This is a genomic window from Streptomyces davaonensis JCM 4913, from assembly GCF_000349325.1.
In the GTDB taxonomy this organism is placed as follows: domain Bacteria; phylum Actinomycetota; class Actinomycetes; order Streptomycetales; family Streptomycetaceae; genus Streptomyces; species Streptomyces davaonensis.
The window spans coordinates 8245704-8271764 of record NC_020504.1; the positions used below are offsets into that span (position 1 = coordinate 8245704).

General features: G+C 70.9%; 26 protein-coding genes. 9 read left to right on the forward strand and 17 right to left on the reverse strand.

The annotated features are described in order from the left end of the window. The 6 genes from BN159_RS36550 to BN159_RS36575 all read right to left on the reverse strand — a co-directional run bounded on the left by BN159_RS36550 (nt 1) and on the right by BN159_RS36575 (nt 7457). Nucleotides 1–1770, reverse strand: a complete 1770-nt coding sequence (locus BN159_RS36550; RefSeq protein WP_015662073.1) for a serine/threonine-protein kinase — start codon at nt 1768–1770, stop codon at nt 1–3. Nucleotides 1771–1798: 28 nt separating this feature from the next. Beyond that, complete coding sequence (locus BN159_RS44400) at nt 1799–3094, reverse strand: PASTA domain-containing protein (RefSeq protein WP_015662074.1); 1296 nt, start codon at nt 3092–3094, stop codon at nt 1799–1801. A 67-nt stretch (nt 3095–3161) separates the two neighbouring features. Beyond that, a complete protein-coding gene (locus BN159_RS36560) occupies nt 3162–4112 on the reverse strand; it encodes a cytochrome c oxidase assembly protein (RefSeq protein ID WP_015662075.1) in 951 nt (316 codons plus the stop codon). 113 nt (nt 4113–4225) lie between these two features. After that, complete coding sequence (locus tag BN159_RS36565) at nt 4226–5251, reverse strand: 6-phosphofructokinase (RefSeq protein WP_015662076.1); 1026 nt, start codon at nt 5249–5251, stop codon at nt 4226–4228. A gap of 214 nt (nt 5252–5465) precedes the next feature. Next, nucleotides 5466–6194 carry a type 1 glutamine amidotransferase gene (locus tag BN159_RS36570; RefSeq protein WP_015662077.1) on the reverse strand — a complete coding sequence of 243 codons (729 nt, stop codon included), beginning with the start codon at nt 6192–6194 and terminating at the stop codon, nt 5466–5468. Nucleotides 6195–6218: 24 nt separating this feature from the next. Next, entirely contained in the window at nt 6219–7457 is a 1239-nt protein-coding gene (locus BN159_RS36575) for a MurT ligase domain-containing protein (protein ID WP_015662078.1), read from the reverse strand. 83 nt (nt 7458–7540) lie between these two features. Between BN159_RS36575 and def the strand changes: the two genes are divergently transcribed. Further along, a complete protein-coding gene (def, locus tag BN159_RS36580) occupies nt 7541–8080 on the forward strand; it encodes a peptide deformylase (protein WP_015662079.1) in 540 nt (179 codons plus the stop codon). 11 nt (nt 8081–8091) lie between these two features. Here the strand turns inward: def and BN159_RS36585 are convergent, their stop codons facing one another. Continuing rightward, entirely contained in the window at nt 8092–8736 is a 645-nt protein-coding gene (locus BN159_RS36585) for a TetR family transcriptional regulator (protein ID WP_015662080.1), read from the reverse strand. Between the two features lie 172 nt (nt 8737–8908). Here BN159_RS36585 and BN159_RS36590 point away from each other — a divergent pair, with 172 nt between their 5' ends. Further along, nucleotides 8909–10138, forward strand: a complete 1230-nt coding sequence (locus tag BN159_RS36590; protein WP_015662081.1) for an acyl-CoA dehydrogenase family protein — start codon at nt 8909–8911, stop codon at nt 10136–10138. Here BN159_RS36590 and BN159_RS36595 read toward each other — a convergent pair. From BN159_RS36595 to BN159_RS36630, 8 genes are all read right to left on the reverse strand, one after another. Beyond that, a complete protein-coding gene (locus tag BN159_RS36595; RefSeq protein WP_015662082.1) occupies nt 10135–10656 on the reverse strand; it encodes a cupin domain-containing protein in 522 nt (173 codons plus the stop codon). The genes BN159_RS36590 and BN159_RS36595 overlap by 4 nt on opposite strands. 7 nt (nt 10657–10663) lie before the next feature. Further along, complete coding sequence (locus tag BN159_RS36600) at nt 10664–11878, reverse strand: cytochrome P450 (RefSeq protein WP_015662083.1); 1215 nt, start codon at nt 11876–11878, stop codon at nt 10664–10666. Continuing rightward, nucleotides 11875–12963 carry a type III polyketide synthase gene (locus BN159_RS36605; RefSeq protein ID WP_408055053.1) on the reverse strand — a complete coding sequence of 363 codons (1089 nt, stop codon included), beginning with the start codon at nt 12961–12963 and terminating at the stop codon, nt 11875–11877. Before BN159_RS36605 ends, BN159_RS36600 begins: the two co-directional genes overlap by 4 nt. Before the next feature lie 87 nt (nt 12964–13050). Continuing rightward, nucleotides 13051–13284 carry a DUF6213 family protein gene (locus tag BN159_RS36610; RefSeq protein ID WP_041822134.1) on the reverse strand — a complete coding sequence of 78 codons (234 nt, stop codon included), beginning with the start codon at nt 13282–13284 and terminating at the stop codon, nt 13051–13053. Nucleotides 13285–13309: 25 nt separating this feature from the next. Then, entirely contained in the window at nt 13310–14704 is a 1395-nt protein-coding gene (locus tag BN159_RS36615) for an NADP-dependent succinic semialdehyde dehydrogenase (protein WP_015662086.1), read from the reverse strand. A 68-nt stretch (nt 14705–14772) separates the two neighbouring features. Beyond that, nucleotides 14773–15234 carry an NUDIX domain-containing protein gene (locus BN159_RS36620; RefSeq protein WP_015662087.1) on the reverse strand — a complete coding sequence of 154 codons (462 nt, stop codon included), beginning with the start codon at nt 15232–15234 and terminating at the stop codon, nt 14773–14775. Beyond that, nucleotides 15231–16769, reverse strand: coding sequence for an ATP-dependent DNA ligase (locus BN159_RS36625; RefSeq protein ID WP_041820388.1), 1539 nt, complete (start codon nt 16767–16769; stop codon nt 15231–15233). The genes BN159_RS36620 and BN159_RS36625 overlap by 4 nt, the downstream gene beginning before the upstream one ends. A 58-nt stretch (nt 16770–16827) precedes the next feature. Then, nucleotides 16828–17751 (reverse strand): NAD(P)/FAD-dependent oxidoreductase, encoded by a 924-nt coding sequence (locus BN159_RS36630; protein WP_015662089.1) that lies wholly within the window; start codon nt 17749–17751, stop codon nt 16828–16830. 64 nt (nt 17752–17815) lie between these two features. Between BN159_RS36630 and BN159_RS36635 the strand changes: the two genes are divergently transcribed. The 6 genes from BN159_RS36635 (at nt 17816) to BN159_RS36660 (ending at nt 23055) form a co-directional block, all read left to right on the forward strand. Continuing rightward, the gene (locus BN159_RS36635) at nt 17816–18400 is read left to right on the forward strand and encodes an XRE family transcriptional regulator (protein ID WP_015662090.1); all 585 of its coding nucleotides are present in this window, start codon (nt 17816–17818) and stop codon (nt 18398–18400) included. 67 nt (nt 18401–18467) lie between these two features. Continuing rightward, nucleotides 18468–19436 (forward strand): NADPH:quinone oxidoreductase family protein, encoded by a 969-nt coding sequence (locus tag BN159_RS36640; protein WP_015662091.1) that lies wholly within the window; start codon nt 18468–18470, stop codon nt 19434–19436. Further along, the gene (locus tag BN159_RS36645) at nt 19433–20614 is read left to right on the forward strand and encodes an acyl-CoA dehydrogenase family protein (RefSeq protein WP_015662092.1); all 1182 of its coding nucleotides are present in this window, start codon (nt 19433–19435) and stop codon (nt 20612–20614) included. Before BN159_RS36640 ends, BN159_RS36645 begins: the two co-directional genes overlap by 4 nt. Continuing rightward, nucleotides 20611–21693: an acyl-CoA dehydrogenase family protein gene (locus BN159_RS36650; protein WP_015662093.1), complete on the forward strand. Its 1083-nt coding sequence runs from the start codon at nt 20611–20613 to the stop codon at nt 21691–21693. The genes BN159_RS36645 and BN159_RS36650 overlap by 4 nt, the downstream gene beginning before the upstream one ends. 180 nt (nt 21694–21873) lie before the next feature. Continuing rightward, a complete protein-coding gene (locus BN159_RS36655) occupies nt 21874–22737 on the forward strand; it encodes a phosphatidylinositol-specific phospholipase C/glycerophosphodiester phosphodiesterase family protein (protein WP_015662094.1) in 864 nt (287 codons plus the stop codon). Nucleotides 22738–22860: 123 nt separating this feature from the next. After that, nucleotides 22861–23055, forward strand: a complete 195-nt coding sequence (locus BN159_RS36660) for a hypothetical protein (protein WP_015662095.1) — start codon at nt 22861–22863, stop codon at nt 23053–23055. An 18-nt stretch (nt 23056–23073) separates the two neighbouring features. On the opposite strand, the gene BN159_RS36665 is transcribed toward BN159_RS36660, so the two are convergent. After that, entirely contained in the window at nt 23074–24306 is a 1233-nt protein-coding gene (locus tag BN159_RS36665; protein ID WP_015662096.1) for a phosphodiester glycosidase family protein, read from the reverse strand. Between the two features lie 75 nt (nt 24307–24381). Next, entirely contained in the window at nt 24382–24741 is a 360-nt protein-coding gene (locus BN159_RS36670; protein WP_015662097.1) for a DUF779 domain-containing protein, read from the reverse strand. Between the two features lie 204 nt (nt 24742–24945). Here BN159_RS36670 and BN159_RS36675 point away from each other — a divergent pair, with 204 nt between their 5' ends. Next, nucleotides 24946–26031, forward strand: coding sequence for an S-(hydroxymethyl)mycothiol dehydrogenase (locus BN159_RS36675; RefSeq protein WP_015662098.1), 1086 nt, complete (start codon nt 24946–24948; stop codon nt 26029–26031). Nucleotides 26032–26061 lie beyond the last annotated feature (30 nt).

A 26061-nucleotide genomic window follows, 5' to 3' on the forward strand; every position in this document is an offset into this window, starting at 1 on the left:
TCATGGTTCGTCCCCCTCCATGGTGCCCCCGTTCTGCTTCCGGACGGTGCACACGGCGAAATGTGTGCCCGTTTTCCAGGCCCCCTGGCTGGTCCACGACCCGGCCGTATAGACGGAAGGGTCGAATCCGTAGTCCCGCGGCGGCACCTCACGGGCACAGGCCGCGTCGGACTCGGTACGCGCCTCGGTGAGCGTCACATCCTCGCCCAGCCGGGTGAACCCCAGCACCTGCTCGTCGTACGCCCCGGCGCAGGACACCAGCCGCGCCTCCCGATTCGAACGTACGTCCACGCAGTCCCGGCGCTGCATGGTCGCCGTGTCCGCGAAGGCCGTCCCCGGCTTGCGGTACCCGCCCAGCGGCCCGTACACCGGCCCGTGCGCGCCGAGCACCAGACAGGCCGTACGCCGCCCGGCGGCCTCGAATCCGGCCTCCGTCGGCACCACCGCGAAGGCCCGCACATCCGCGAGCCTGCCCCGCAACTCCTGCGTCCGTTCCTCGCACCGCGCGGCCCCCTCCGTCCGCGCCTCCTGAACCGACGCCGCCTTCACGAACGTCATCACCTGCCCGTCCGGCGCCTGGTCCGCGCAGCTCGGATCCAGGGTCAGCCGAGGCGTCCCCTGGAAGGGAGCGGCCCCGGGCCAGTCCGCGAGCACGCAGTCCCCGCCCTCCAGCGCCCGAGCCAGCCCGACCCCCTCGCCGTACGGCCGCGGAGACCCCTCGTCGCCGGACTGCCCGGCCACGGCGTACCAGACCCCGCTCCCGGCCAGCGCAAGCCCCAGCAGCCCGGCGAGCGCGGAGTGCAGCACCCGGCGCCGGGCGTGCCGGGGCCTGGGCGCGGCGGGTGCCGCCCACTGCGGCTGGGAGCCGAGGTCGGTCTGCGTCCGGGAGTACGCCCCGGCCTGCGGCACCACGATCCGCGACAGCGCCGCCTCCGCCTCGACCGCGGACGGCCGTGCCGCCGGATCCTTCGCGAGCAGCGCGTGCACGACCGGCTCCAGCGCACCGGCGCGCAGCGCGGGCCGCGGCTCCTCGTCGACCACGGCCGTCAGCTCCGCCAGATGCGACGCGCGGGTGAACGGGCCCTGCCCCTCGACCCCGAAGTAGAGCGTGCACCCCAGCGAGAACAGATCGGCGGCCGGGGTGGGCGCCCCGCCGGTGGCCCGCTCCGGCGCCAGATACCCGGAGGTCCCCACCAGCGCGGACGCCATCGTCCACCGGGTCTCCCCGGTGGACGGCTGTACGGAGATGCCGTAGTCGGTGAGCAGCACCCGGCCGTACTGGGCGCCGGTGCGGTCCGGCGCGAGCAGGATGTTCGCCGGCTTCACATCCCGGTGCAGCACGCCCCGCTGATGGCCCGCGTTCAGCGCGTCCAGCACGGCGAGTCCGATGCGGGCGCACTCCGCCGGGGCGAGCGGGCCGCGCTGCTCGACCAGGTCACGCAGGTCCACGGCGCCCGCCACGTACTCCATGACGATCCAGGGCAGCCCCTCGTGCTCCAGCACGTCGTGCACGGTCACCACGTGCGGGTGGTCGCGCAGCCCGGCCGCGTGCCGGGCCTCGGCGCGGGCCCGCGCGACCCGGGCCTCCCGCTCGTGGTCGGCCTCGGCCGGGTCCCGGAACACGATCTCCTTGAGCGCGACCTCACAGACGAGTCTCTGGTCGTGGGCGAGCCAGACGTGCCCCATGCCGCCGCCCCCGAGCCGGTGCAGCAGCAGATAGCGGCCGGCGATGACCCGGCCCACTCCCGACGTCGATGATCCTGAAGGCATCCGGTGACTCCCGGGTCCGCGGGGGGTTCTACGTGGTCGCGCTGGTGGTGGGGGTGGCGCTGGGGGTCGTGCTGGGCGTGACGCTGGGCGGGGGAGGTTCGCTGCTGGTGGTCGGGGGAGCGGCGGTGGTGGGTGGGGGTGCGCTGGTGGTGCTGGGCGGTGGTGCGCTGGTCGTGGTCGGTGTGGGCGGCGGTGCGGTGGTCGACGGGGCCTTGGTCGACGGGGGTGGCGTCGAGGACGGCGGCTTCTGCGAGGACGGTGGCGCCTCACTCGTGGTCCCGGACGAACTGGGCGAGCCGGACGAACTGGACGGCCCGGACGACGAGGGCGCCGCAGCGGACGACGAAGGCACCGGCAGGTCGGGCGGACCGGATGTGCTCCTCGAAGACTCGGGGTCAGGCTCCGCCACGGTCAGCGTCACGTACTCCCCGAACGCCAGCCGAGCCCCCGCCGCCGGATTCGACCCCGTGACGACCGCACCGTCCGACGGCAGCCCCTCCCCGGCGTACCCGACCGCCAGACCCCGATCGGTCAGCCGACTCGCGGCCTGCCCGAACGTCGCCCCCACGACATCGGGGACCGCCCGCCGCTCCCGCGCATCGAAGCCGGTGTCGTCCTCGCCCCCCGTTCCGACGGGCCGGTTGATGCCCCGGGCGGGCTCCTCCACGTCGACCAGGGCGAGCCGCTCCACTTTCCGGGACGCGGGCCGCACGGTCACCACCGAGGCGCGGTCGTATCCCTTCCACTTCTCGTTCCCGTCCTCGAACTCGACGGAAATACGGCTGGTGTCGCCCTCGAAGGGCCGCAGCGGATTTCCGCACGAACACTTCACGGCGGGCTGACCCTGCGCATCGACGAGAACGGCGATCCCCGCTTGGAGCAAGGAGTCGAAGGGGACGGCCTTTTCCTTTTTGTAGTCGTGGTTCTTCACGAGTGTGTCGTGACGCAACAGAACAGGTGTGAGCCCGTCCAGATAAGCCGGAATCCCTTCCGTGGTGATCTCCAGCGCCCGCGCCCAGGCCGCGGCCTTCCGCTCGTTCGCGGGGTCGGTCAGAAACCGCTCCAACTTGCCGACGTCACAGATCGTCGGCTGCTTGGAGCCGCCGTAGAGCCCCGGAGTATCACCCTGCTGGAGACCACCGTGGACACCCTGCGACCGGACCTGGGCATCACGCCCCAGACCGCTGCTCTCGTCGAAGAAGGGCGCGAGCGACGGAACTCCCGCGGCGACCGCCTTCACCGTGAGCAAAGGCGCCGCTCTGTCACACGCACTCAGCGCAAGAACGCCGACCAGCAGAACCCGCACGAACAATCCACGCGTCATCACCGCTCCCCCCGGCGGTTCCCCCGACGCGTTTCATGCTACTGAACGGAATACCGATTCAGGCCGATTAGTTTCCGCGTGCGTTCAATGAGGCCAAATAGGCGTTGTACGCCTCGAGTTCCTTGTCGCCGTCCCGGTCGGCGGCCCGGTCCTTGCGCTTGGCCTGCCGCTGCTCGGAGCCGTACCACTGGAACAGCAGCGCGATCAGCACCAGTACGGACGGGATCTCGCTGAACGCCCAGGCGATTCCACCGGCCGCGTTCTGGTCGGAGAGCGCGTCGATGCCGAGCGAGGCGGGCGGGTTCTTGAACGTCTCGACCATGGGGGTGGACCCCATCATCAGCGCGATGCCGAAGAAGGCGTGGAACGGCATACCCGCGAACAGCTCCAGCATCCGCATCAGATAGCCGGGCCGGTGCGGCCCCGGGTCCACGCCGATGATCGGCCAGAAGAACACCACACCGACGGCGAAGAAGTGCACCATCATCGCGACGTGCCCGGTCTTCGAGCCCATCAGGAAGTCGAAGAGCGGGGTGAAGTACAGCGCGTACAGGCTCGCGATGAACATCGGAATGGTGAAGAGCGGGTGCGTGATGACCCGCATGTACCGGCTGTGCAGCAGCATCAGCAGCAGTTCACGCGGCCCCTTGCGTCCCCGGCCCGCGACCGGCAGCGCGCGCAGCGCCAGGGTCATCGGGGCGCCGAGCAGGATCAGGATCGGCGACAGCATGCTGATCACCATGTGCTGCACCATGTGCACGCTGAACATGACCATGCCGTAGTCGTTCAGCTTGGTGCACATCATCAGGGCGACGGACAGCACACCGACGACGTACGACACCGTCCGCGCCGCCGACCAGGAGTCCCCGCGCCGCCGCAGCCGCATCACACCCCAGCCGTACAGGGCGAGCCCGGCCAGACAGGCGATGAGGAAGAAGGGATCCGCCGACCACTGAAGTCCTCGCCCCAGCGTGAACGGCGGCAGATCCATCATCATGCCGTGCCCGCTGTGATCCATGCGGCGGCTCCTGTTTCGTGGGGGTTGTGCAAGTCTGTCCGGCCCCCACATTAGAACGGCCCCCGGTCACGCTCGTGACCGGGGGCCGGTTGTTCTCGTCTGGACGAGCCGGACTACAGGACGCACTCCGCCTCGGTGTACCGGTCCTCCGGCACCGTCTTTAGCGTCTCCACGGCCTCGGCCAGCGACACCATCACGATGTCGGTGCCGCGCAGCGCGGTCATCTTCCCGAACTCACCGCGGTGCACGGCCTCCACCGCGTGCCACCCGAAGCGGGTGGCGAGGACCCGGTCGTACGCGGTCGGTGTGCCGCCCCGCTGCACATGCCCGAGGATCACCGGCCGCGCCTCCTTGCCGAGCCGGTGCTCCAGCTCGAGGGAGAGCTGACGCGCGATGCCCGCGAAGCGCTCGTGGCCGTAGACGTCCTTGCCGCCCTCGTCGAACTCCATGGACCCGGCCTTGGGCTTGGCGCCCTCCGCCGCCACGACGATGGCGAACCGCTTGCCCGCCTCGAACCGCTCGCCGACCTTGCGGGCCAACTCCTCGATGTCGAAGGGGCGCTCGGGCACGACGACGGCGTGCGCGCCGGCCGCCATACCGGAGTGCAGCGCGATCCAGCCGGTGTGGCGGCCCATGACCTCCACCACCAGCACCCGCTGATGCGACTCGGCTGTGGTCTTCAGCCGGTCGAGTGCCTCGGTCGCGACGCCGACGGCCGTGTCGAAGCCGAAGGTGACATCCGTGACCGCGATGTCGTTGTCGATGGTCTTCGGCACGCCGACGATCGGCAGGCCGTTGTCCGACAGCAGCCGGGCCGCCTTGAGGGTGCCCTCACCGCCGATCGGGATGATGGCGTCGAGCCCGAGCTCCTGCACATGACCCCTGGCCCGCTCCACGCCGTCCCGCAGATGCGAGGGCTGGACACGGGAGGAGCCGAGGATGGTGCCGCCGCGGGCGAGGATGCCGCCCACCGCGTCGAGGTCGAGCTTGAGGTAGTCGCACTCCAGGAGGCCTTTCCAGCCGTCCCGGAAACCGATGACCTCGTCGCCGTGGTCGACGACGGCACGGTGCACGACGGACCGGATGACGGCGTTCAGGCCGGGGCAGTCGCCGCCGGACGTGAGGACACCAATGCGCATAGCCCGAAATACCTTCTCAACGTGGGCCGGGGACCGGACCACGTTGTCCGGCTTGATCCCGGCCACCCTACCGGCGTGAGGGGGTGGCACCGTACCGGGCGTCCGCCTGCTGGACGCGCCCGCACATGTGAGCGGACGTACCGTCAGGCGGGCCCGGTGAGCACGGTGGCAGGGCGCGCTGGAAGGCCGCTTCAGTACCCCTGGAGCACCCGGGTCACGCGGGCTGCTGGGCTGCCGCGATGCGCTCGTTGCGCAGCGCCTCGTACCAGCGGTCGTCCGTCGGCGGCAGGGCGTTCACGTCCAGCGCCAGCTTCAGCAGCAGATCGGCGATGAGCGGGTTCCGGGCGAGCACCGGGCCGTGCATGTAGGTACCGAAGACCGTGTCGTTGTACGCGCCCTCGGTGCCGTCGCCCGTGCCGTTGCCGTTGCCCAGGCGGACCTGGGCGAGCGGGCGGGCGGTCGGGCCGAGGTGGGTGACGCCCTGGTGGTTCTCGAAGCCGGTCAGCGGGGGCAGGCCGAGCCGCGGGTCGACGTCGCCGAGCACGTCGCCGACGCACCGCTCGCCCTCGCCGCGCACCGAGACCACGTCCAGCAGCCCGAGGCCGGGCTCGCGCTGGCCGAGGTCGTTGATGAACTCGTGGCCGAGGATCTGGTAGCCCGCGCACACGGAGAAGACGATCGCGCCGTTCTCCACGGCCCGGTACAGGCCGCCGTCGCGGCGCAGCCGCTCGGCCGCGAGGCGCTGCGGCCGGTCCTCGCCGCCGCCGATCAGGTAGATGTCGCCGGAGGTCGGGATCGGCTGGTCGCTGCGCACGTCGAGCCGGGCCACGTCCAGGCCGCGCTGCCGGGCCCGGCGCTCCACGACGAGGACGTTGCCCTGGTCGCCGTAAGTGCTCAGCAGGTCCGGGTAGATCCAGACGACCCGCAGTTGGTTGTCACTCATGAAGTCACTGTCCTTACGGATACGTCAGTTGCCGACGCGGCGGCGCAGGTCCTGGAACGCGGTGTAGTTGGCGATGACCTCGATCCGGCCGGGCGGGCACAGCTGCACCGCCTGGTCGAGGTTCTCGCAGACCTGGAACTGCTGGTTCGCGACCTCCAGGCGCACCGCGAGGTCCAGCTTGCGGTCGCCGATGACACAGATCGGGTGACCGGTCAGACGCGTGTAGTCGACGTCCCACAGCCAGGAGGTGTCGGTGCCGTCGGCGCCGCGCGCGTTCACCGAGAGGATCACCGGGGTGGGCGGCGGGTCGATCAGGGAGAACGTCTCGAGCCAGCCGGCCGGGTTCTTCGCGAGCAGCAGACGCAGGTCGCGGCCCTGGAACTGGACGACGTCATAGCGGCCCGCCACGGCCTGCACCTGGTACATGCGCTCCAGGGCGACCTGCGGCGGCACCCCGAACACGGCGGCGACGGCGGCCGAGGAGGCGGCGTTGGCCTTGTTGGCGCGGCCCGGCAGCTGGAGGTGGATGGGCCAGGCGGAGCCGTGCGGGTCGAGGACGTGGTCGCCGGAGAGCGCCCAGCTCGGCGTCGGCCGCCTAAAGCCGCACTCGCCGCAGAACCAGTCGTCGCCGGGCCGCTGCATCACACCGCCGCAGGACGGGCAGGACCAGGCGTCGTCCTTCCACATCTGCCCGGCGGCGACCCAGATCACATTGGCGGAGGAGGACGCGGCCCACACCACCAGCGGGTCGTCGGCGTTGGCGACGATCACGGCCTTCGACCCGGCGAGCCCCTCACGCCAGTTCTCGGCGAGCATGCGGGTCTCGGCCGCGCGGTCGAGCTGGTCGCGGGAGAGGTTCAGCAGGGCGATGCACTTGGGGTCGGTGTCCCGGGCGACGCCCGCCAGGTACTTCTCATCGACCTCGATGACGCCGTACCGCGCCTCGGAGCCGCCGGCCAGCGCGGAGGTGATGCCCGCGGGCATGTTGGCGCCGAGCGCGTTGGAGACGACCGGGCCCGCGGCGCGCAGCGCTTCCGCGATCAGCCGGGTCGTCGTGGTCTTGCCGTTGGTCGCCGACACCAGGACCACGTCCAGGTTCTGCGCCAACCGTGCGAGGAGGTCGGGGTCGAGCTTCAGCGCCACCCGGCCGCCGATCACCGATCCGCTGCCGCGCCCCGCCGCGCGCGATGCCGCCGCGACCGCCTTGCCCGCGGTAACGGCGATCTTGGCCCGCGGAGTGAGCGGGTCCGAGTTGCCTGCCATCAGTCCTCGATCCTCCCAACGTCGTAGGTGGTCAGCCTATCGAGATCCATTCGCACTCCCGAATCGGCCGTAATCTTGCCGCCATGCGACATGGCTCCATCCCGGGCGCCCACGGGCGTGTCCGGCCTCTCACCCTGCTCGGCGACCCGGTGCTGCACGCCCCCGCCAAGGACGTCACCGACTTCGGCCCCGAACTGGCGGCGCTCGTCGAGGACATGTTCGCGACGATGTACGCGGCCCAGGGCGTCGGCCTCGCGGCGAACCAAGTCGGCGAGCCGCTGCGGGTGTTCGTCTACGACTGCCCCGACGACGAGGACGTGCGGCATCTGGGCCATGTGGTGAACCCGCGCTTGGTGACGGCCGACGGAGTGGTGATCCGCGGCCCCGAGGGCTGCCTGTCCCTGCCGGGCCTGGAGGCCGGGACGGAACGTTACGACCACGCCGTGGTCGAGGGGTTCACGGTCACGGGGGAGCCGGTGACGGTGCACGGTACGGGTTTCTTCGCGAGGTGCTTGCAGCATGAGTGCGACCACGTGGAGGGGACGGTGTATGCGGACCGGGTGGAGGGCCGGCGTCACAGAAGGCTGATGCGCCAGGTGAGCAGAGCGTCCTGGAGCAAGTGAGCGGACCTGCCTCAGAACCCCGGACCGCCCATCTTGTCCCCTGCCGCGGCGAGCCTTCCCCAGAGCAGATCGGCGAGGCTGCGTACCAACTCCGCTCGCGAGCACGGCCGTTCGCCCAGCCACCAGTCACCGGCGGCGTGCATCATCCCGACGATCCCGTGCCCCCACACCCGGGCCAGCTGCTGGCTCCCGGGCCCGAGGTCGAGACGGTCCTCGATGACCTGCGCCAACTCCTCACCCATCCGCCGCAGGAGAGGAGCCGAGTGCTTGCCGACGTCGAACCCCTGGTCCCCGGTCTGGCCACCCTCCGCGGGGTGCATCAGGAACCGGTACACCTGAGGCCGAGCCTCGATCGCGGCAAGGTAGGTGTCGAGCGTGGCCTCGACCCGCTCCCGCCGCTCCGCGGGAGCGTCCAGCGCGGCCCGCAGGGAGTCCAGCAGCGCGTCCGTGTGTCGCTTGGCCAAGGCGGCGTAAAGACCGCCCTTGTCGCCGAAGTGCCGGTAGAGGATCGGCTTGGTGATACCGGCCTCCGCCGCGATGGCGTTCATCGAGGCCTGCGGACCGTCGCGCAGCACCACCCTGTCGGCGGCCTCCAGCAGCTCACGCCGTCGGCGATCCGCCGACCGCTGCTGCTCGGTCCGCTGTGTGGTGTCCATGTGCTCTCCCCACCCGTGCTGTTTCGGTGACGCCTGCGCAAACTAACACTCAACACGTTGCTGACATCGAACGGGCTGCCGACCGGTCATCGGTGGTTGACTTTTCCTACCCACCGGTAACAGACTGCGGTTACCGCAAGTAACATGCACGTGCGCCACCGCTGGAGGGGTCATGGCCGAGTTCACCATGGAGCTCAACGACGAACAGAAGGAGGTCCGGGACTGGCTGCACGGCTTCGCCGCCGATGTCATCCGCCCCGCGGCCGCCGAATGGGACGAGCGTGAGGAGACTCCCTGGCCGGTCATCCAGGAGGCCGCGAAGGTCGGCATCTACTCCCTCGACTTCTACGCCCAGCAGTACTTCGACCCCACCGGCCTCGGCATCCCGATGGCCATGGAGGAGCTGTTCTGGGGCGACGCGGGCATCGCGCTGTCCATCGTCGGCACCGGCCTCGCCGCGGTGGGCGTCCTCGCCAACGGCACCGAGGAGCAGATCGGCACCTGGATCCCCCAGATGTACGGCGACGCCAACGATGTCAAGGTCGCCGCGTTCTGCTCCTCCGAGCCCGACGCCGGGTCCGACGTCGCCTCCATGCGCACGCGTGCCGTGTACGACGAGGCCACGGACGAGTGGGTGCTCAACGGCACGAAGACCTGGGCGACCAACGGCGGCATCGCCAATGTCCATGTCGTCGTCGCGGTCGTCGACGCCGAGCTGGGCTCCAAGGGCCACGCGTCCTTCATCGTCCCGCCGAACACGCCCGGCCTGTCCCAGGGGCAGAAGTTCAAGAAGCACGGCATCCGTGCCTCGCACACCGCCGAGGTCGTCCTGGAGAACGTCCGGGTGCCCGGCTCCTGCCTCCTCGGCGGCAAGGAGAAGCTCGACGAGCGCCTGGCCCGGGCCCGCGAGCGGGCGAAGGCCGGCGGGGGCGAGCGGGTGAAGAACGCGGCGATGGCGACGTTCGAGGCGTCGCGTCCGGCGGTGGGTGCGATGGCGGTGGGTACCGCCCGTGCCGCGTACGAGGTGGCCCTGGAGTACGCGACGACCCGTGAGCAGTTCGGGCGCCCCATCATCGACAACCAGGGTGTCGCCTTCCAGCTCGCCGACATGCGTACGTCGATCGACGCGGCGCGGCTTCTGGTGTGGCGGGCGTCCTGGATGGCGGTCAATGGCAAACCGTTCACGGCGGCCGAGGGCTCGATGTCGAAGCTGTTCGCCAGCGAGACCGCCAAGAAGGTCACCGGCCAGGCGATCCAGATCCTCGGCGGCAACGGCTACACGCGGGAGTACCCCGTGGAGCGGATGCACCGGGACGCGGCGATCTACACGATCTTCGAAGGCACCAGCGAGATCCAGCGACTGGTGATCGCCCGGACGCTCTCGGGGATGCCGATCCGCTAGCCATGTTTGAGCGGCGTCAGCTGCTCGATGTCATAGCGACTGCGCAGCTCCTCGATCGCCGCTGGATCCGGCGGGCCCCCGCTGCCCAGGATTTCCAGCAGCTCCTCGAAGTACCGCTCGTGATCCGGTGGCGGGCTCGCCTGGAAGAACATTTTTGCGGGCTCGTCCGTCGGGTTGGCGAAGGCGTGGGGGCAGCCGGGGGGTACGGCGATCACCGTGCCCGGTGTCGCGCGTACCACCCGGTTGCCCGAACTCGACTGCCAGCGCTGCCAGTTGTCCGGGGTCCGGATGCGCGGCTCGAAGGCGAGTACGTCCAGCTCGCCCTCCAGCACGTAGAACAACTCCTCGCTGCGGGTGTGCACATGGGCGCCCACGTCGAAGCCCGGGGGCACGATCACCTCGAAGGTGGACGCCATGCGCGAGTGGGAACCGGTGACCTTGAAGGTCACGTGCTGGGCCGGGGTCTGCACGACCCGGCCGTGGCCCGGGGGCACCAGCAGCCCCTCCGTCGCCGTCATCGGCCGCTCACCACGTCACGGGCAGGGCCTCGGGCCCACGGATCAACGCGCCCTTCTTGAACGGCACCTTCTCCGGCGGCACCGCGAGCCGCAGCCCCGGCAGCCGGTCCAGCAGCGCGTCCACCAGGAGCTGCGACTCCATCCGCGCCAGCATCCCGCCGGGGCAGTAGTGCGGACCGAAGCCGAAGGAGACATGCGGGTTCGGCGAGCGTGAGAAGTCGATCGTCTCCGGGAACGGGAAGACGTCCGGGTCACGGTTGGCGGCCAGATACGAGACGTAGATCGCGTCCCCGGCCCGGATCCGTACGCCCCGGATGCCCACGTCCTCGGTGGCGATCCGGGACAGGCCCACCGCGTTGCGGTGCGGGATGTACCGCAGCAGTTCGTCGATGGCCTGGGGGCGGATCTCCGGCTCGGCGCGCAGCCGTTCGGCCAGATCGGGCCGGGTCAGCAGGATGTAGAACATCTGCCCGCTGTTGTTGGTGACCGCCTCGCCGCCGATCTGGAGGAGCACCGCGAGCCCCACGGCCTCCTCCGTCGTCACCTCGTCCCGGCCCACGGCGGCGCCGAGCAGGGAGGTGACGTCCTCGGCGGAGCTGTTCTCCCGGTCCCCGATGAGCGCGGCGAAATAGGCGCCCATCTCGTTCTTGGCCTTCTCGCTGACGTCGGCGCCGTGCGCGGACGAGAGGATCAGCTGGGTCCAGGTGTGCATGATGTGGCGGTCGGCCGCCGGTACCCCCATCAGCTCGCAGATCACCGCGATGGGGAACGGGGAGAGGACCGCCGCGCTGAGATCGGCGGGGGGTTCGTCCTGGAGGAGTTCGTCGACCAGCTCGTCCAGCATGCGACGGGACTTCTCCCGGATGCGTTCCACGCCCTTCGCGGTGAACGCGGCGGCCACCGATCGGCGCAGCCGGTTGTGGTCCGGCGGGTCCAGGAAGCCGACCGCGCCACGGGCCGGGATGAAGTGCGGGGCGAGCCGGGTGACCGGCCGGTCCATGACCGCCTCGCGGCTGAACCGGGGGTCGTTGGTCACCATGCGTACGTCGTCGTACCGGGTGACCAGCCAGGCCCAGCCCTCGCCGTTGGGCAGCTGGATCCGGGTGATGGGGCCCTCCCGCATCAGCTCGGTCAGCACCGGGTCGAAGTCGACCCCGGACAGATCGAGCGCCGGCCAGTGCCGGATCGGGGGGAGGATCTCGGTGAGCGTCTCTTCGGTCATGCCGCCTCTTCGTCCATGCGCTGCCAGCGGCCGAGACTCATCTCGGCGGTGATACCGGGACCGAACCCGGCGAGCAGCCCGCGCGCCCGGTGCCGGGCACCGCCCTCGTCGAACAGCCGGCGCAGCGCGTCCAGGACGACGGCGCTGGCGATGTTGCCGTACTCGGTGAGCGTGGCCCGGCTGAAGCGGAAGGCGTGCGGGTCGACCTGGAGGAACTTGCTGAGGTCGTCGAGTATTCGGGGACCGCCCGCGTGGACGATGTAGAAGTCCAGGTCGGCCGCGTCCCAGCCGTGCAGCCCCGCGAGGTCCTGGAGCGCCGGGGCGAGCGGCTCCATGGTGGCGGGCACCCGCTTGTCCAGCAGGAAGTGGAAGCCGGTGGCCCGGACGTCGTACATGATCCACTCCTCGGTCTTGGGGATCAGGTACGAGCCGTTGCGCTCCAGCTCGATGCCCTCGCCGCCCCGGCCGCGCACCACGGCGGCGGCGATCCCGTCGCCGAACAGTCCGTTGGAGAGCAGGGAGCCGACGCCGAGGTCGGTGGGCTGGTAGCACAGCGAGCAGAACTCGCAGGCCACGATGAGCGCGTTGGCCTCCGGGTAGGCCGTGCAGAAGTCGTGCGCCCGGTTGATCGCCGCACCGCCGGCCGCGCAGCCCAGCTGGGCTATGGGTATCTGGCGGGTGGTGGGGTCGAAGTCCAGCTCGTTGATCAGCCAGGCCGTGAGCGAGGGCATCATGAACCCCGTGCACGAGACGTAGATGATCACGTCGATGTCGCTGGTGAGCAGCTCCGCGTCGTCGAGCGCCCGCTGGACGACGGAGGGGACCCGGGCCTTGGCCTCGGCCACGTAGATCTTGTTGCGTTCCTCGAAGCCGGGGTGCTTCAGCGTCTCCTCGATGGGCTGCACGATGTGCCGGGTGCGTACACCCGTGTTCTCGATCAGCCGGAGCGCCAGCGGCAGTTGAGGGTGGTCGGCGTGCCGGGAGGCCGCCAGCTCCAGCGTCTCCTCCATCGTGATCACATGCTCTGGAACGGACACCGAGGGTCTGCACAAAGTCGCCATGAACCGTGCCTGCTTTCGCCTCAGAGGGTGGTCCAGTCCACGATCACCCGAGGGGGCGACGACTTCGCGCCGGGTTACTCCGAAAGCGGGATGACTGTACGTACCTCAGGGCTAGGGCCTGCTCCCGCTGCTGTGCGCAATGCACGCCACGTCGATACGATCCGCCAGCTTCGCCAGCTCGATCGTCAGCGCGGCCACCGTGTCCTCATCCAGGTCCTCCCCGGCCTCGACGAGATGCAGCCACCGCCCACCCACGGTTCGCAACAACCGGCTCACATCGGCGGCAGCCACCTGCAACGTCCCGCGGTCATCGACGATCAGAGGCAGAGTCACTTCGCGGTTCACAAAACGGATCGTAGCCGCGCAGCGCTCACGCACCGTGCCAAACAGTAGTGATGTTGCAGAACTCCCGGATTCCGTGCCCGGACAGCTCACGCCCGTACCCCGACCGCTTGGCCCCGCCGAACGGGAACGCCGGATGGGAGGCGGTCATCCCGTTCACGTACACGCTGCCCGCCTCCAGATCCCGTACGAACCGGTCGACCTCGGTCTCGTCCCGCGTCCACACGTTGGAACTGAGCCCGAACGGCGTGTCGTTGGCGATCAGCACGGCCTCGTCGAGGTCGCCCGCGCGGTACAGCGTGGCGACCGGCCCGAAGGCCTCCTCGCGGTGGATGCGCATCTCCCGGGTGATGCCGGCGAGGACCGTCGGCGGGTAGTACCAGCCGGGCAGCTCGGGCCTGCGCAGCCGGTGGCCGCCGCACAGCGCCGTCGCCCCGCTGCGCGTGGCGTCGTCGACGAGTTCCTCCACATCGGTCCGCCCCTGTTCCGTCGCGAGCGGCCCGACCTCGGTCTCCTCCGCCATCGGGTCGCCGACCGTCAGCGCCTTCATGCCCGCCACGAACCGCTCGGCGAAGGCGTCGTAGACGTCGGTGTGCACGATGAACCGCTTGGCCGCGATGCACGACTGGCCGTTGTTCTGCACCCGCGCGGTCACCGCGATCTGCGCGGCCCGGTCGAGGTCGGCGGAGGGCATGACGACGTACGGGTCGCTGCCGCCGAGCTCCAGCACGCTCTTCTTGACCATGTCCCCGGCGACGGAGGCGACCGCGCGGCCCGCGGGCTCGCTGCCGGTGAGGGTGGCCGCCTTGACGCGCTCGTCGCGCAGGATCTCCTCCACCGCGCCGGCGCCGATCAGCAGCGTCTGGAAGGCGCCCTCCGGGTAGCCCGCCCGGTGGAAGAGGTCCTCCAGGTACAGCGCGGTCTGCGGCACGTTGGAGGCGTGCTTGAGCAGGCCGACGTTGCCCGCCATCAGCGCGGGCGCGGCGAACCGTACGACCTGCCAGAGCGGGAAGTTCCACGGCATCACGGCGAGCACCGGGCCGAGCGGCCGGTAGCGGACCCGGACCCGGGAGGCGCCGGAGTCCGACACATCGGCGTCGGCGGGCTCCTCGTCGGCGAGGAGTTGCTCGGCGTGCCCGGCGTACCAGCGCATCGCCTTGGCGCACTTGGCGGCCTCGGCGCGGGCCTGCCGGATCGGCTTGCCCATCTCGGTGGTCATCACCCGTGCGATGTCCTGCTGGTCCTCGTCCAGGAGGTCCGCCGCCCGGTTCAGCAACCGGGCGCGCTCGGCGAACGCGGTCGTCCGGTACGTGCGGAACGTGGCCTCGGCGAGCTGGAGGCGGCGCTCGGTCTCCTCGGCGCCCATCGCCTCGTACGTCTTCAGTGTCTCGCCGTTCGCCGGGTTCACCGTTGCGATGGGCATGACTGACCTCCCGGGGAGCTGATGTGTTTCGACCTTCCCGCGCGTCGCCGGTGGCCGCAACGCGGCGTTCAGCCCGAGTGCTCCAGGAGGCGGTCGAGAAACGCGCCCTGCGCCTTGACGATCACCTCGCGCGCGCCGTCCAGGTCGAACCAGGCCACCCGGTCCAGCTCGGGGAACTCCTCAGTCCGCCCCGACTTGGGCGGCCACTCCATCCGGAAGGTGCCCGGGGTGACGGTGCCCGGATCGAGGTCGGCCTCGATGGCCCACACGGTGACGAGCTTGCCGCCCGACTGGCGGACCTCGCCGAGCGGTACGGCGTCCCCGTCGGGCGGTGCAAGACCCAGCTCCTCCTGGAACTCGCGCCGGGCCGCGTCCCAGGCGGTCTCCGTCTCCGGTTCGTACTCGCCCTTCGGCACGCTCCACGCCCCTGCCCCGCGCCGGGCGAAGAAGGGGCCGCCCATATGGCCGAGCAGCACCTGGAGGCCCTCGCCGGTGCGGCGGTACAGCAGCAGGCCCGCGCTGTGCTTCACGGCTTCACCTCGGGGTGGGCGGCGAGCAGGGTCTCCACCGTGTCGGCCTCCTCGGGGCGCTTGTCCTCCCGGTAGCGGACCACGCGGGCGAAGCGCAGGGTGACTCCGGCCGGGTAGCGGGTGGACCGCTGGAGGCCGTCGTAGGCGATCTCGACGACGAGTTCGGGGCGTACGGTCACCATGTACTCGCTCTCCTCGACCGCCAGCTCCCTCAGGCGCTTCGTCTGCCAGGTCAGCATCGCGTCGGTCATCCCCTTGAAGGTCTTGCCGAGCATCGCGAAGGAGCCGTCGGCGGTGCGGGCGCCGAGGTGGAGGTTGGAGAGCTTGCCGGTGCGCCGTCCGTGGCCCCATTCGGCGGCCAGGACGACCAGGTCGAGGGTGTGCACGGGCTTGACCTTCAGCCAGGACGCGCCGCGCCGCCCGGCGCTGTAGGCGGCGTCCAGCGCCTTCACGACCACGCCCTCGTGGCCTCGCTCCAGGGTCCGGGCGAGGAAGTCCTCGGCCTGCCGGGCGTCCTGGGGCCCCGTCACCAGGGTGCGCCGGACCCGCATCGGCTCCGGGACCAGGCGGGCCAGTTCCGCGTGGCGCTCGGCGAAGGGCAGGTCGAGGAGGTCGCGGTCGTCGACGGACAGCGCGTCGAAGAAGACGGGGGAGACGGGCACGGCGTGCGCCGCCGTCGCCACGTCCACGCGTTTGCCGACGCGCCCTGCGGTCTCCTGGAAGGAACGGGGCCGTCCCGCCTCGTCGAAGGCGATGACCTCGCCGTCCAGGATGAACCGCTCGCCTCTCAACTGCATTGCGGCGGTGGTGAGTTCGGGCAGTCGGTCGGTGATGTCGTCGAGGGTGCGGGTGTAGATCCGTACCGTGTCGCCGTCCCGGTGGAGCTGGACCCGGATGCCGTCCAGCTTCTCCTCGACCGCGCAGGCGCCGAGCTTGTCGACCGCCTCGGACACCGAGGCAGCGCTGTGCGCCAGCATCGGCAGGACCGGCCGGCCCACGGTGAGCCGGAACCGATCCAGCGCGCCGGGACCGTCGCCGAGCAGCGCCTCGGCCACCGTCTGGAGCGAGCCGGCCAGCATCACCGCCCGCCGTACGTCCGCCGCCGGGGCGCCGGTCGCCTCGGCCAGGCCCTCCACGGCCACGGCGTCCAGCGCCCCTTGCCGGACCTCACCGGTGATCAGCCCGAACAGAAAGCGCTGCTCGTCCTTTGTCGCCGAGCCCATCAACTCGCCCACCAGCCGGGCCCGTTCGGCCTGGGATCCGGCGCCCGACACCTTGGCGAGGGTGGAGAGCAAGGCATCGACCTCGGCGACGGTCAGGGTGGGTCCGTCGGCGGGAGTGACCGGACGGCTGAGCACCTTCCACCCGAGCCCGATCCGACCCTGCGGCAACCGCCCCGCCAGATACGGGATGACGATCGGCACATCCGCGGCTTCGGCGTCCCGGAACAACTCCGCCAGCAGAGCGACCTTCCGGGACCGGGCCGAGGTCGCGGCGACCTCCTGGGACACCTGGGCGATCCGGGTCAGCAGCATGCAATCCATGGTGCGACGCGCTTCGCTGATTTACACGTGGAGGGGAAGGGCCGTTTCCTCAGAGGGCTGCGTCCAGGTCGGACATCAGCAACTCTCCGTTGATCGTGGCCCCGGCCCGGTACCCGCCCGCCGCCGCGTTGACGACCTGTTCGGCGAACCCCATCGCGTTGCCCGCCGCCCACACCCCAGCCACACTCGTCAGCCCCGTCGGATCGACCACCGGATACGCCCCGAACGGCGTCTCGGTGAGCTCCGCCCCCAGCCGCTGGAGCAGATCGGTCTGCGGAACGGCGCGGGGCGCGACGAAGAGGGCCTCACGGGCATGCGTGGAGCCGTCCGCGAGGCGTACCCCGGTCAGCCGGTCCTCCTCGACCAGCACCTCGGCGACCGCCCCCGGCACCACCTTCACCCCCGCCACCCCCAACCTGCGCACATCGTCGGCAGACAGCTCGCTCTCCTCGACCTCGTGCAGGAACAGGGTCACGTCCTTCGACCACTGGGACACCATGAGCGCCTGGTGCACGCTCAGCGGAGTCGTCGTGAGGACGCCGAACGCTTGGTCGCGGACCTCCCAGCCATGGCAGTACGGACAGTGCAGCGCGTCCCGTCCGAACCGCTCGGCGAGTCCGGGCACGTCCGGCAGCTCGTCCTTGAGGCCGGTGGCGATCACCAGGCGCCGGGCCCGCACACTCCGCCCGCTCTCCAGGGCCACGGTGAAGTCGGAGTCCTTCGTGACGTCCACCGCACGGTCCCGGACCAGGTCGACGCCGTACCGGGCGATCTCCTCGCGCCCGATGGCCAGGAACTCGGCCGGCGCCATGCCGTCCCGGGAGAGATAGCCCTGCATATGGGCGGAGGGCGCGTTGCGGGGTTCGCCCGCGTCGATCACCAGGGTCCGGCGCCGGGCGCGGCCCAGCACCAGGGCCGCGGACAGGCCCGCCGCGCCGCCGCCGATCACGATCACTTCATAGGTCTCGGTCATGTCGCCACGGTCGCTCCACAGGCGCGGGATTGACAAACATCTTTGCCGATTCTGCAATATGTCCATGAGTACCGAAGACGTTCTCGCCGAGGTGGGTGCCCGGCTGCGGCGGCTCCGCAAGGAGCGCGAGGTGACCCTGGCGACGCTGTCCGAGACGACCGGCATCTCCGTCAGCACCCTGTCGCGCCTGGAGTCCGGCCTGCGCAAGCCGAGCCTGGAGCTGCTGCTGCCGATCGCGCAGGCGCACCAGGTGCCGCTGGACGAGCTGGTCGGGGCGCCGCCGGTGGGCGACCCGCGGGTGCGGGCCGAACCCCTGGTGCGCCACGGCCGTACGTTCTGGCCGCTCACCCGGCAGCCCGGCGGTCTCCAGGCCTTCAAGGTGCTGGTGCCGCAGAGCCAGGAGCAGCCCGAGCCGCGTACCCATGAGGGCTACGAGTGGCTGTATGTGCTGTCCGGGAAGCTGCGGGTGGTCCTGGGCGAGCACGACGTGGTGATGACGGCCGGGGAGGCGGCCGAGTTCGACACCCGGGTGCCGCACTGGTTCGGGTCGACGGGGGAGGGGCCCGCGGAGTTCCTGAGCCTGTTCGGGCCGCAGGGGGAGCGGATGCACGTACGGGCGAAACCCACCCGGACGCGTGACCTTCCCTGATCGGCAAGCGACCGCTTAGTATGCGAACCGACCCCGGTCAGACGACGCAGTCCCGTGGAGGCACCGCATGCAGGCTTGGCAAGTGCACGAGAACGGCGAGCCGAGTGAGGTGATGCGGCTTGCGGACGTCGAGCGGCCCACGCCCGGCGACGGCCAGGTCCTGCTGAAGGTGCGCGCCGCGAACATCAACTTCCCGGACGTGCTGATGTGCCGGGGCCACTACCAGGTCCGCCCGCCGCTGCCGTTCACCCCGGGCGTGGAGATCTGCGGCGAGACCGCGGACGGCCGCCGCGTCCTCGCCAACCCCGCACTGCCCCACGGCGGCTTCGCCGAGTACGCCGTTGCGGACGCCGCCGCCCTGCTGCCCGCCCCGGACTCGCTGGACGACGCCGAGGCCGCCGCGCTGCACATCGGCTACCAGACGGGCTGGTTCGGACTGCACCGCCGGGCCGGGCTCGAAGCGGGGGAGACGCTGCTCGTCCACGCTGCCGCAGGAGGAGTCGGCAGCGCGGCCGTGCAGCTCGGCAAGGCCGCCGGCGCCACCGTCATCGGTGTCGTCGGCGGCGCCGAGAAGGCCGCGGTCGCCCGGGAGCTGGGCTGCGACGTGGTGATCGACCGGCGTGCCGAGGATGTCGTGGCCGCCGTGAAGGAGGCCACCGGCGGCCGGGGCGCCGATGTGATCTACGACCCCGTCGGCGGTGAGGCGTACGCGCAGTCCACCAAGGTCGTCGCCTTCGAGGGCCGGATCGTCGTCGTCGGGTTCGCGAGCGGCACGATCCCCAGCCCGGGGCTCAACCACGCGCTGGTGAAGAACTACTCGATCCTCGGCCTGCACTGGGGCCTGTACAACACCAAGAACCCCAAGCTGGTCCAGCACTGCCACGAGCAGCTCACCGAACTGGCCGCCCGGGGCGCGATCAAGCCGCTGATCAGCGAGCGCGTCCCGCTCGCCGAGGCCGCGGCGGCCGTGCAGCGCGTCGGCGACGGCGTCACCACCGGCCGGGTCGCCGTCGTACCGACAGGAGCACAGGCATGACCGACGCCGCCGAACTCAAGCGCCGCACCGCCGAGTTGCTGGCCGCGCACCCGCCCGCCACCACCGACCGTCTCGACTTCCTCCGGGCCCGCTTCGACGCCGGACTCGCCTGGGTGCACTACCCCGAGGGCCTCGGCGGCCTCGGCGCCCCGCGCTCCCTCCAGGTCGTCGTGGACGCCGAGTTGGAGGCCGCGGGCGCTCCCGACAACGACCCGCGACGGATCGGGATCGGCCTCGGCATGGCCGCCCCGACGATCCTCCAGTTCGGCACCGAGGAGCAGAAGCGGACGTTCCTGCGTCCGCTGTGGACCGGCGAGGAGGTCTGGTGCCAGCTCTTCAGCGAGCCCGGCGCCGGGTCCGACCTGGCCGCGCTCGGCACCCGGGCCGTCCGTGAGGGCGAGGACTGGGTCGTCAACGGGCAGAAGGTGTGGACGTCCAGCGCCCATCTCGCCCGCTGGGCGATCCTCATCGCGCGCACCGACCCGGACGTGCCCAAGCATGCGGGCATCACCTACTTCCTGTGCGACATGACCGACCCGGGCGTCGAGGTGCGGCCGCTGCGCCAGATCACCGGTGAGGCCGAGTTCAACGAGGTGTTCCTCACCGATGTCCGGATCCCGGACTCCCGCCGCCTCGGCGCGGTCGGCAACGGCTGGAAGGTCGCGCAGACCACGCTGAACAACGAGCGCGTCGCCATCGGCGGGATGCGGCTGCCCCGCGAGGGCGGCATGATCGGTCCGGTCACCAAGACCTGGCGCGAGCGGCCCGAACTGCGCACCCACGAACTCCATCAGCGGCTGCTGAAGTTGTGGGTCGACGCCGAGGTCGCCCGGCTCACCGGCGAGCGGCTGCGCCAGCAGCTCGTCGCGGGCCAGCCCGGCCCCGAGGGCGCCGGGATGAAGCTCGGCTTCGCCCGCCTCAACCAGGAGATCAGCGGCCTCGAGGTCGAACTCCTCGGCGAGGAGGGCCTGTTGTACGAGGACTGGACCATGCGCCGGCCCGAACTCGTGGACTTCACCGGACGCGACGCCGGATATCGCTATCTGCGCTCCAAGGGCAACAGCATCGAGGGCGGGACGAGCGAGGTCCTGCTGAACATCGTCGCCGAGCGCGTGCTGGGCCTGCCCGCCGAGCCGCGCACCGACAAGGACGTCGCATGGAAGGACCTGGCCCGATGAGCGCACAGCCCGATCTGCTGTACTCGGAGGAGGAAGAGGCGCTGCGCGCCGCCGTCCGCGACCTGCTCGCCGACCACTGCGACGCGCCCGGCGTCATCGCGCGCACCGAGTCGGGCACCCCGCACGACCGCCAGGCGTGGAAGGCGCTCACCGACGGCATGGGCCTCGCGGGCCTCCTGGTCCCGGAGGAGCACGGCGGCCAGGGCGCCACGCACCGTGAAGCCGCCGTGGTACTGGAGGAGTTGGGCCGCGCGGTCGCGCCCGTCCCGTACCTCACCAGCGCCGTGGTCGCCACCGAGGCAGTGCTGGCCTGCGCCGCCCACGACCTCCTCGCCGACCTCGCGTCCGGCCGGCGCATCGGCGCCCTCGCCGTCGCCCTGAACATCGCTCCGGGCGCCGCCTACCAGGTCGTACGGCATGAGGACGGCACTCTGCACGGAGAGCTGACGGCGATCGCGGACGCGGCCGTCGCCGATGTCCTGCTCGTGCCCGCGGACGACGGCGGTCTGTACGCCGTGGACGCCGAGGCCGTCACCGTCACCCCGCAGGTGTCCCTGGACCTGACCCGGCCGGTGGCGACGGTGACCCTGGACGGAGCTGCCGGGCAGCTGCTGGGCGACGCGGAACCGGCCGTACGGCGGGCTCTGCTCGCCGGTGCCGGGCTGCTCGCCTCCGAGCAACTCGGCCTCGCCGAATGGACGTTGACGGAGACCGTGCGCTACCTGAAGGAGCGCAAGCAGTTCAACCGCCCCGTCGGCGGCTTCCAGGCGCTCAAGCACCGGCTCGCCCAGCTGTGGCTGGAGGTCGTCAACCTGCGCGCCGCCGCCCGCAACGCGGCGGACTCCCTTGCACGCGGCGAGGACACGGAGGTAGCGGTCGCCGTGGCCCAGGCCTACGCGGCGCCCGTCGCCGTGCACACCGCCGAGGAGGCGCTGCAACTGCACGCCGGGATCGGCATGACCTGGGAGCACCCGGTACACCTGTACCTGAAGCGGGCCAAGGCGGACTCCATCGCCTACGGCACCGCGGGTGCCCACCGTGCCGCACTGGCCGAACTGGTCGACCTCCAGGCCCCCTGACGCAGCCCGGAGTTCACCCGGAAAAGCCCGCCCTGCCTGGGGCGGGCTTTTTCGTGCGGGTGGGCGGAAGGAGTGAACGGGTGGCGGCAGTCCGGCCAACTCCTTGCACGTACCGGTTCGTTGAGCGCCTGACCGCTTCATACTCCCTGTGGTTCGGATCGGCCCACAGGGAGGCAGAACATGGCGCTCATCACTCGTCGCAGAGCCGTCACCACGGTCGGCGCCGCACTCGCGGGTGTCCTCGCCCCGCCCGTCGGCAGCGCGTTCGCCACTGAGAACAAGCACCGTCCCCGCCCGCTCTGGCGCGCCCACGCCCACAACGACTACGAGCACCCGCGCCCCCTCCTCGACGCGCTCGACCACCGCTTCGGCAGCCTGGAGGCCGACATCTACCTGGTCGGCGACCAACTGCTGGTCGCCCACGACCCGGAGGACCTCGACCCGGCGCGCACCCTGGAGTCCCTGTACCTCGACCCGCTCGCCGCCCGCGTCAAGGCCAACCACGGCTCCGTGTACCGCGGTCACCGCAAGCCCCTTCAGCTGCTCATCGACATCAAGACCGAGGGCTCCTCGACGTACCTCGAACTCGACCGTCATCTCCAGCGCTACAAGCACCTGTTCACGACCTACGCGCACGGCCGCGTCCACTCCGGCCCGGTCACCGCCGTGATCTCCGGTGACCGCGCGGCCCGGGTGCCGATGGAGGCACAGAGGACGCGTCGCGCCTTCTACGACGGCCGCCTCGCCGACCTGGGCAGTGCGGCCCCCGCCTCCTTCATCCCGCTGATCAGCGACAACTGGAACAACCACTTCACCTGGCGGGGCGTCGGCGCCTTCCCCGACGCCGAGCGGCAGAAGCTGACGACGATCATTCAGGCGGCGCACTCCCGCGGCCAGCGCGTGCGGTTCTGGGCCACCCCCGACCTTCCGGGCCCGGAGCGCGACGCGCTGTGGACCGAACTCGTCGCCGCCGACGTCGACCACCTCAACACCGACGACCTCGCGGGCCTCGAAGCCTTCCTGGAGGCGAACGACCGGGCCTGAGAGCCGGCGTGACACCACACGTTCGGCGGACAGGTCAGCCGCCCGGACGAACCCTCCGCTACGCCACACTTACGGCCGAACGCCGTGAACCGGACGTGTGCGGCGTGGCGGAGGAGGTTGACGATGGCCGTGTCCATCTCTGTGGTGCTGCTGCTCCTGATCCTTGCGGTGATCTTCCTGCGCAACGGCGGCCTGAAGGTCTCCCACGCGCTGGTGTGCGCGCTGCTCGGCTTCTACATGGCCAGCACGAGCATCGCGCCCACCATCCACAGCGGCCTCACCGCCACTGCCGACATCGTCAGCAGCCTGAGACCGTGAGGCCGCCGTGGCGCCGCGTCACGGGGTGGTGAACACTCCGATGCCGTTCGGGACGGCGCGTTCCGCACCGCCCGAGGGATGATTGCGCACCGTGACCCCGGCGGCCCCCGGGGCGCGGGCGACCAAGGTCGAGGACCCGCCGCCGTCCAGGCTGAAGGCGTCGACCGAGCCCAACTCCCGCATGGTGTCCGCGATTTCGGCGATGGTCAGCCCCTTGTACGCCGCCCCGCCGTCGAGCGAGAACAGCAGCACCTGCCTCCCGCCGTCCCCGATGCCCACGGCGCTGCGCACCGCCGCCGTCCGGTCGTCGAGACCCGCGAGCGGCTGTCCGCCGGCCAGTACCGGATACCCGCCGAGCGCGAACCGGTAGGGGATCTTCGAGTCGGCCGCCACCAGTCGGTGCCGTACCTTCACCGGCTGCCCAGTGGCGAGCTTGCGCAACTCCTGCGCCCCCGCCTCGCGGCCCACCAGCACGGTCGTCCCGGCCTCGATGGCACCGCGGCCCGGAGTGTCGGCCGTGGCCACCACCCGGCCGCCCTTGATCGTCACCTCATGGGTGTCCGTGCTGCACGGCGCGGCCCGGTTGGTGTCGGTGCCGCAGGTCGCCCGCACCCGGGAGACCGAGCCCCAGTCGGCGGTGAACGCCCCGACGGAGTTCACCGGCAGCGCGTACTGGTTGAGCCCGCCGAGCCCGAAGTTCCCGGTGGCCGTGCGCACCGAGCCGGTCAGCGCCAGGTCGTCAAGACGGGCCCGCCGGTCCACGCCCATGCCGAGGACGTCCTCGGTGGAGGTGCCGGGCGGCAGCGCGGGCCCGAACCGCTGACCGTTCGGCACCGCCGCCTTGAGCGTACGGCCGCTCGCGACCGCGGGGCCCACGCTCGCGCCGGTCACCTCGACGCCCGGGTGCTGGGTCTCGGTGATGTTGAAGAAGTCGCCGTTCACCCCGGCCACCGCGCCCCGGGTGTCGGCCAGCCGGGACACGGTGTCCCGCGCGGCCACCTGCCCCGGGTACAGCAGATCCAGGGTGACGTGCGGGTCGGTCAGGTCGACGCGCAGCAGATGGCCGTGGGCGGTGCCCTGTGCTCCTTGGATGTCGAACTGTTCGTACGTCACGCCCGGCGCGATCCGGCCGCCGGGAACGCCGCTGGCCGGTGCCGCCCCCACCAGGGCGGTACCGGCCAGCGAGCCGAGTGCGGTGAATAGGGTCAGTGCCGTTCTGGCTGCCGTGAAACGTCTCTGACGCTCTGTCACAGTCCCCCCTGAGGGTTCGTCAACTGTCCCAGGACTCAGGGGAAGTGCATCAGATCGAGGCGGTCATCGGGGTGGCTATGTGCCGACGACGCGAGAACGGGTCAGAAAACGCACCCCCTCGGGCGCCTCCAGCGAGAATCCGCTGCCGCGGCCCTCGACCACGTCGACGATCAGCCGGGTGTGGCTCCACGCCTGGTACTGGCTGCGGGACATCCAGAAGGACACCGGCTCCTCGACGCCGTCCACGTACAGCTCCGCGAGCAGCACGTCCGAGTTGCCGGTGCGGAACTCGCCGTCCGGGTAGCACATGGGCGCGCTGCCGTCGCAGCAGCCGCCGGACTGGTGGAACATCAGCGGGCCGTGCGCCGCGTGCAGCCGCCGCACCAGATCGGCGGCCGCGGGCGTCAGCTCGACGCGCGGGATCTCCTCGTACATGCCAACCATCCCCAGGGGAGCCGGATCCGGATCGACCAGGGGAGCACGGGGGAGGTTGCGAGAGCGTTGCAGGGCGAGACCCGGCCGGCGCTGCCTCCGTCTTGACCGCCGGTCGGCGCTCCCTGATGCTGTGTTGCGGCAAGTGAAATGTGTGCCGTAATAAGCAACATCTGGATCATGTCTCGAACCAGCCGAGGAGTGGCCATGACGCATCAGGTCCGTGCTGTCGTCGCGCGGGGCAAGGGTGCCCCCGTAAGCCTGGAAACGATCATCGTGCCCGACCCGGGGCCGGGTGAGGCCCTGGTGAGGATCGAGGCCTGCGGGGTGTGCCACACCGATCTGCACTATCGCGAGGGCGGGATCAACGACGACTTCCCGTTCCTGCTGGGCCATGAGGCCGCGGGCGTCGTGGAGTCGGTGGGGGAGGGGGTCACGGACGTCGCTCCTGGTGACTTCGTCATCCTGAACTGGCGTGCCGTGTGCGGTCAGTGCCGGGCCTGTCTGCGCGGGCGGCCCTGGTACTGCTTCAGCACCCACAACGCCAAGCAGAGGATGACCCTGCTCGACGGCACCGAGCTGGCGCCGGCCCTGGGCATCGGCGCCTTCGCGGAGAAGACGCTGGTCGCGGCCGGACAGTGCACCAAGGTCGACCGTGCCGCGTCGGCGGCCGCCGCCGGTCTGCTGGGCTGTGGTGTGATGGCGGGTCTCGGCGCGGCCATCAACACCGGGAACGTCGGCCGCGGGGACTCGGTCGCCGTCATCGGCTGCGGCGGTGTCGGGGCCGCGGCGATCGCCGGGGCGAACCTGGCGGGCGCGGCGAAGGTCATCGCGGTCGACATCGACGACCGCAAGCTCGCCACGGCCCAGAAGCTGGGCGCCACCCACACCGTCAACTCCAAGGACGTCGACGCGGTCGCGGCGATCCGTGAGCTGACCGGCGGCTTCGGCGCCGACGTCGTCATCGAGGCGGTCGGCCGCCCGGAGACGTACCAGCAGGCCTTCTACGCCCGCGACCTCGCCGGCACCGTCGTCCTGGTCGGCGTGCCGACGCCCGAGATGAAGCTGGAACTGCCCCTGCTGGACGTCTTCGGCCGCGGCGGGGCGCTGAAGTCCTCCTGGTACGGGGACTGTCTGCCCAGCCGGGACTTCCCGATGCTCATCGACCTCCATCTCCAGGGCCGGCTCGACCTGGACGCGTTCGTCACGGAGACCATCGCGCTGGACGAGGTGGAGAAGGCTTTCGAGCGGATGCACGACGGCGACGTGCTGCGCTCAGTGGTGGTCCTCTGACACCCGTCGGCGTCCACTGTTGTTGTTCTA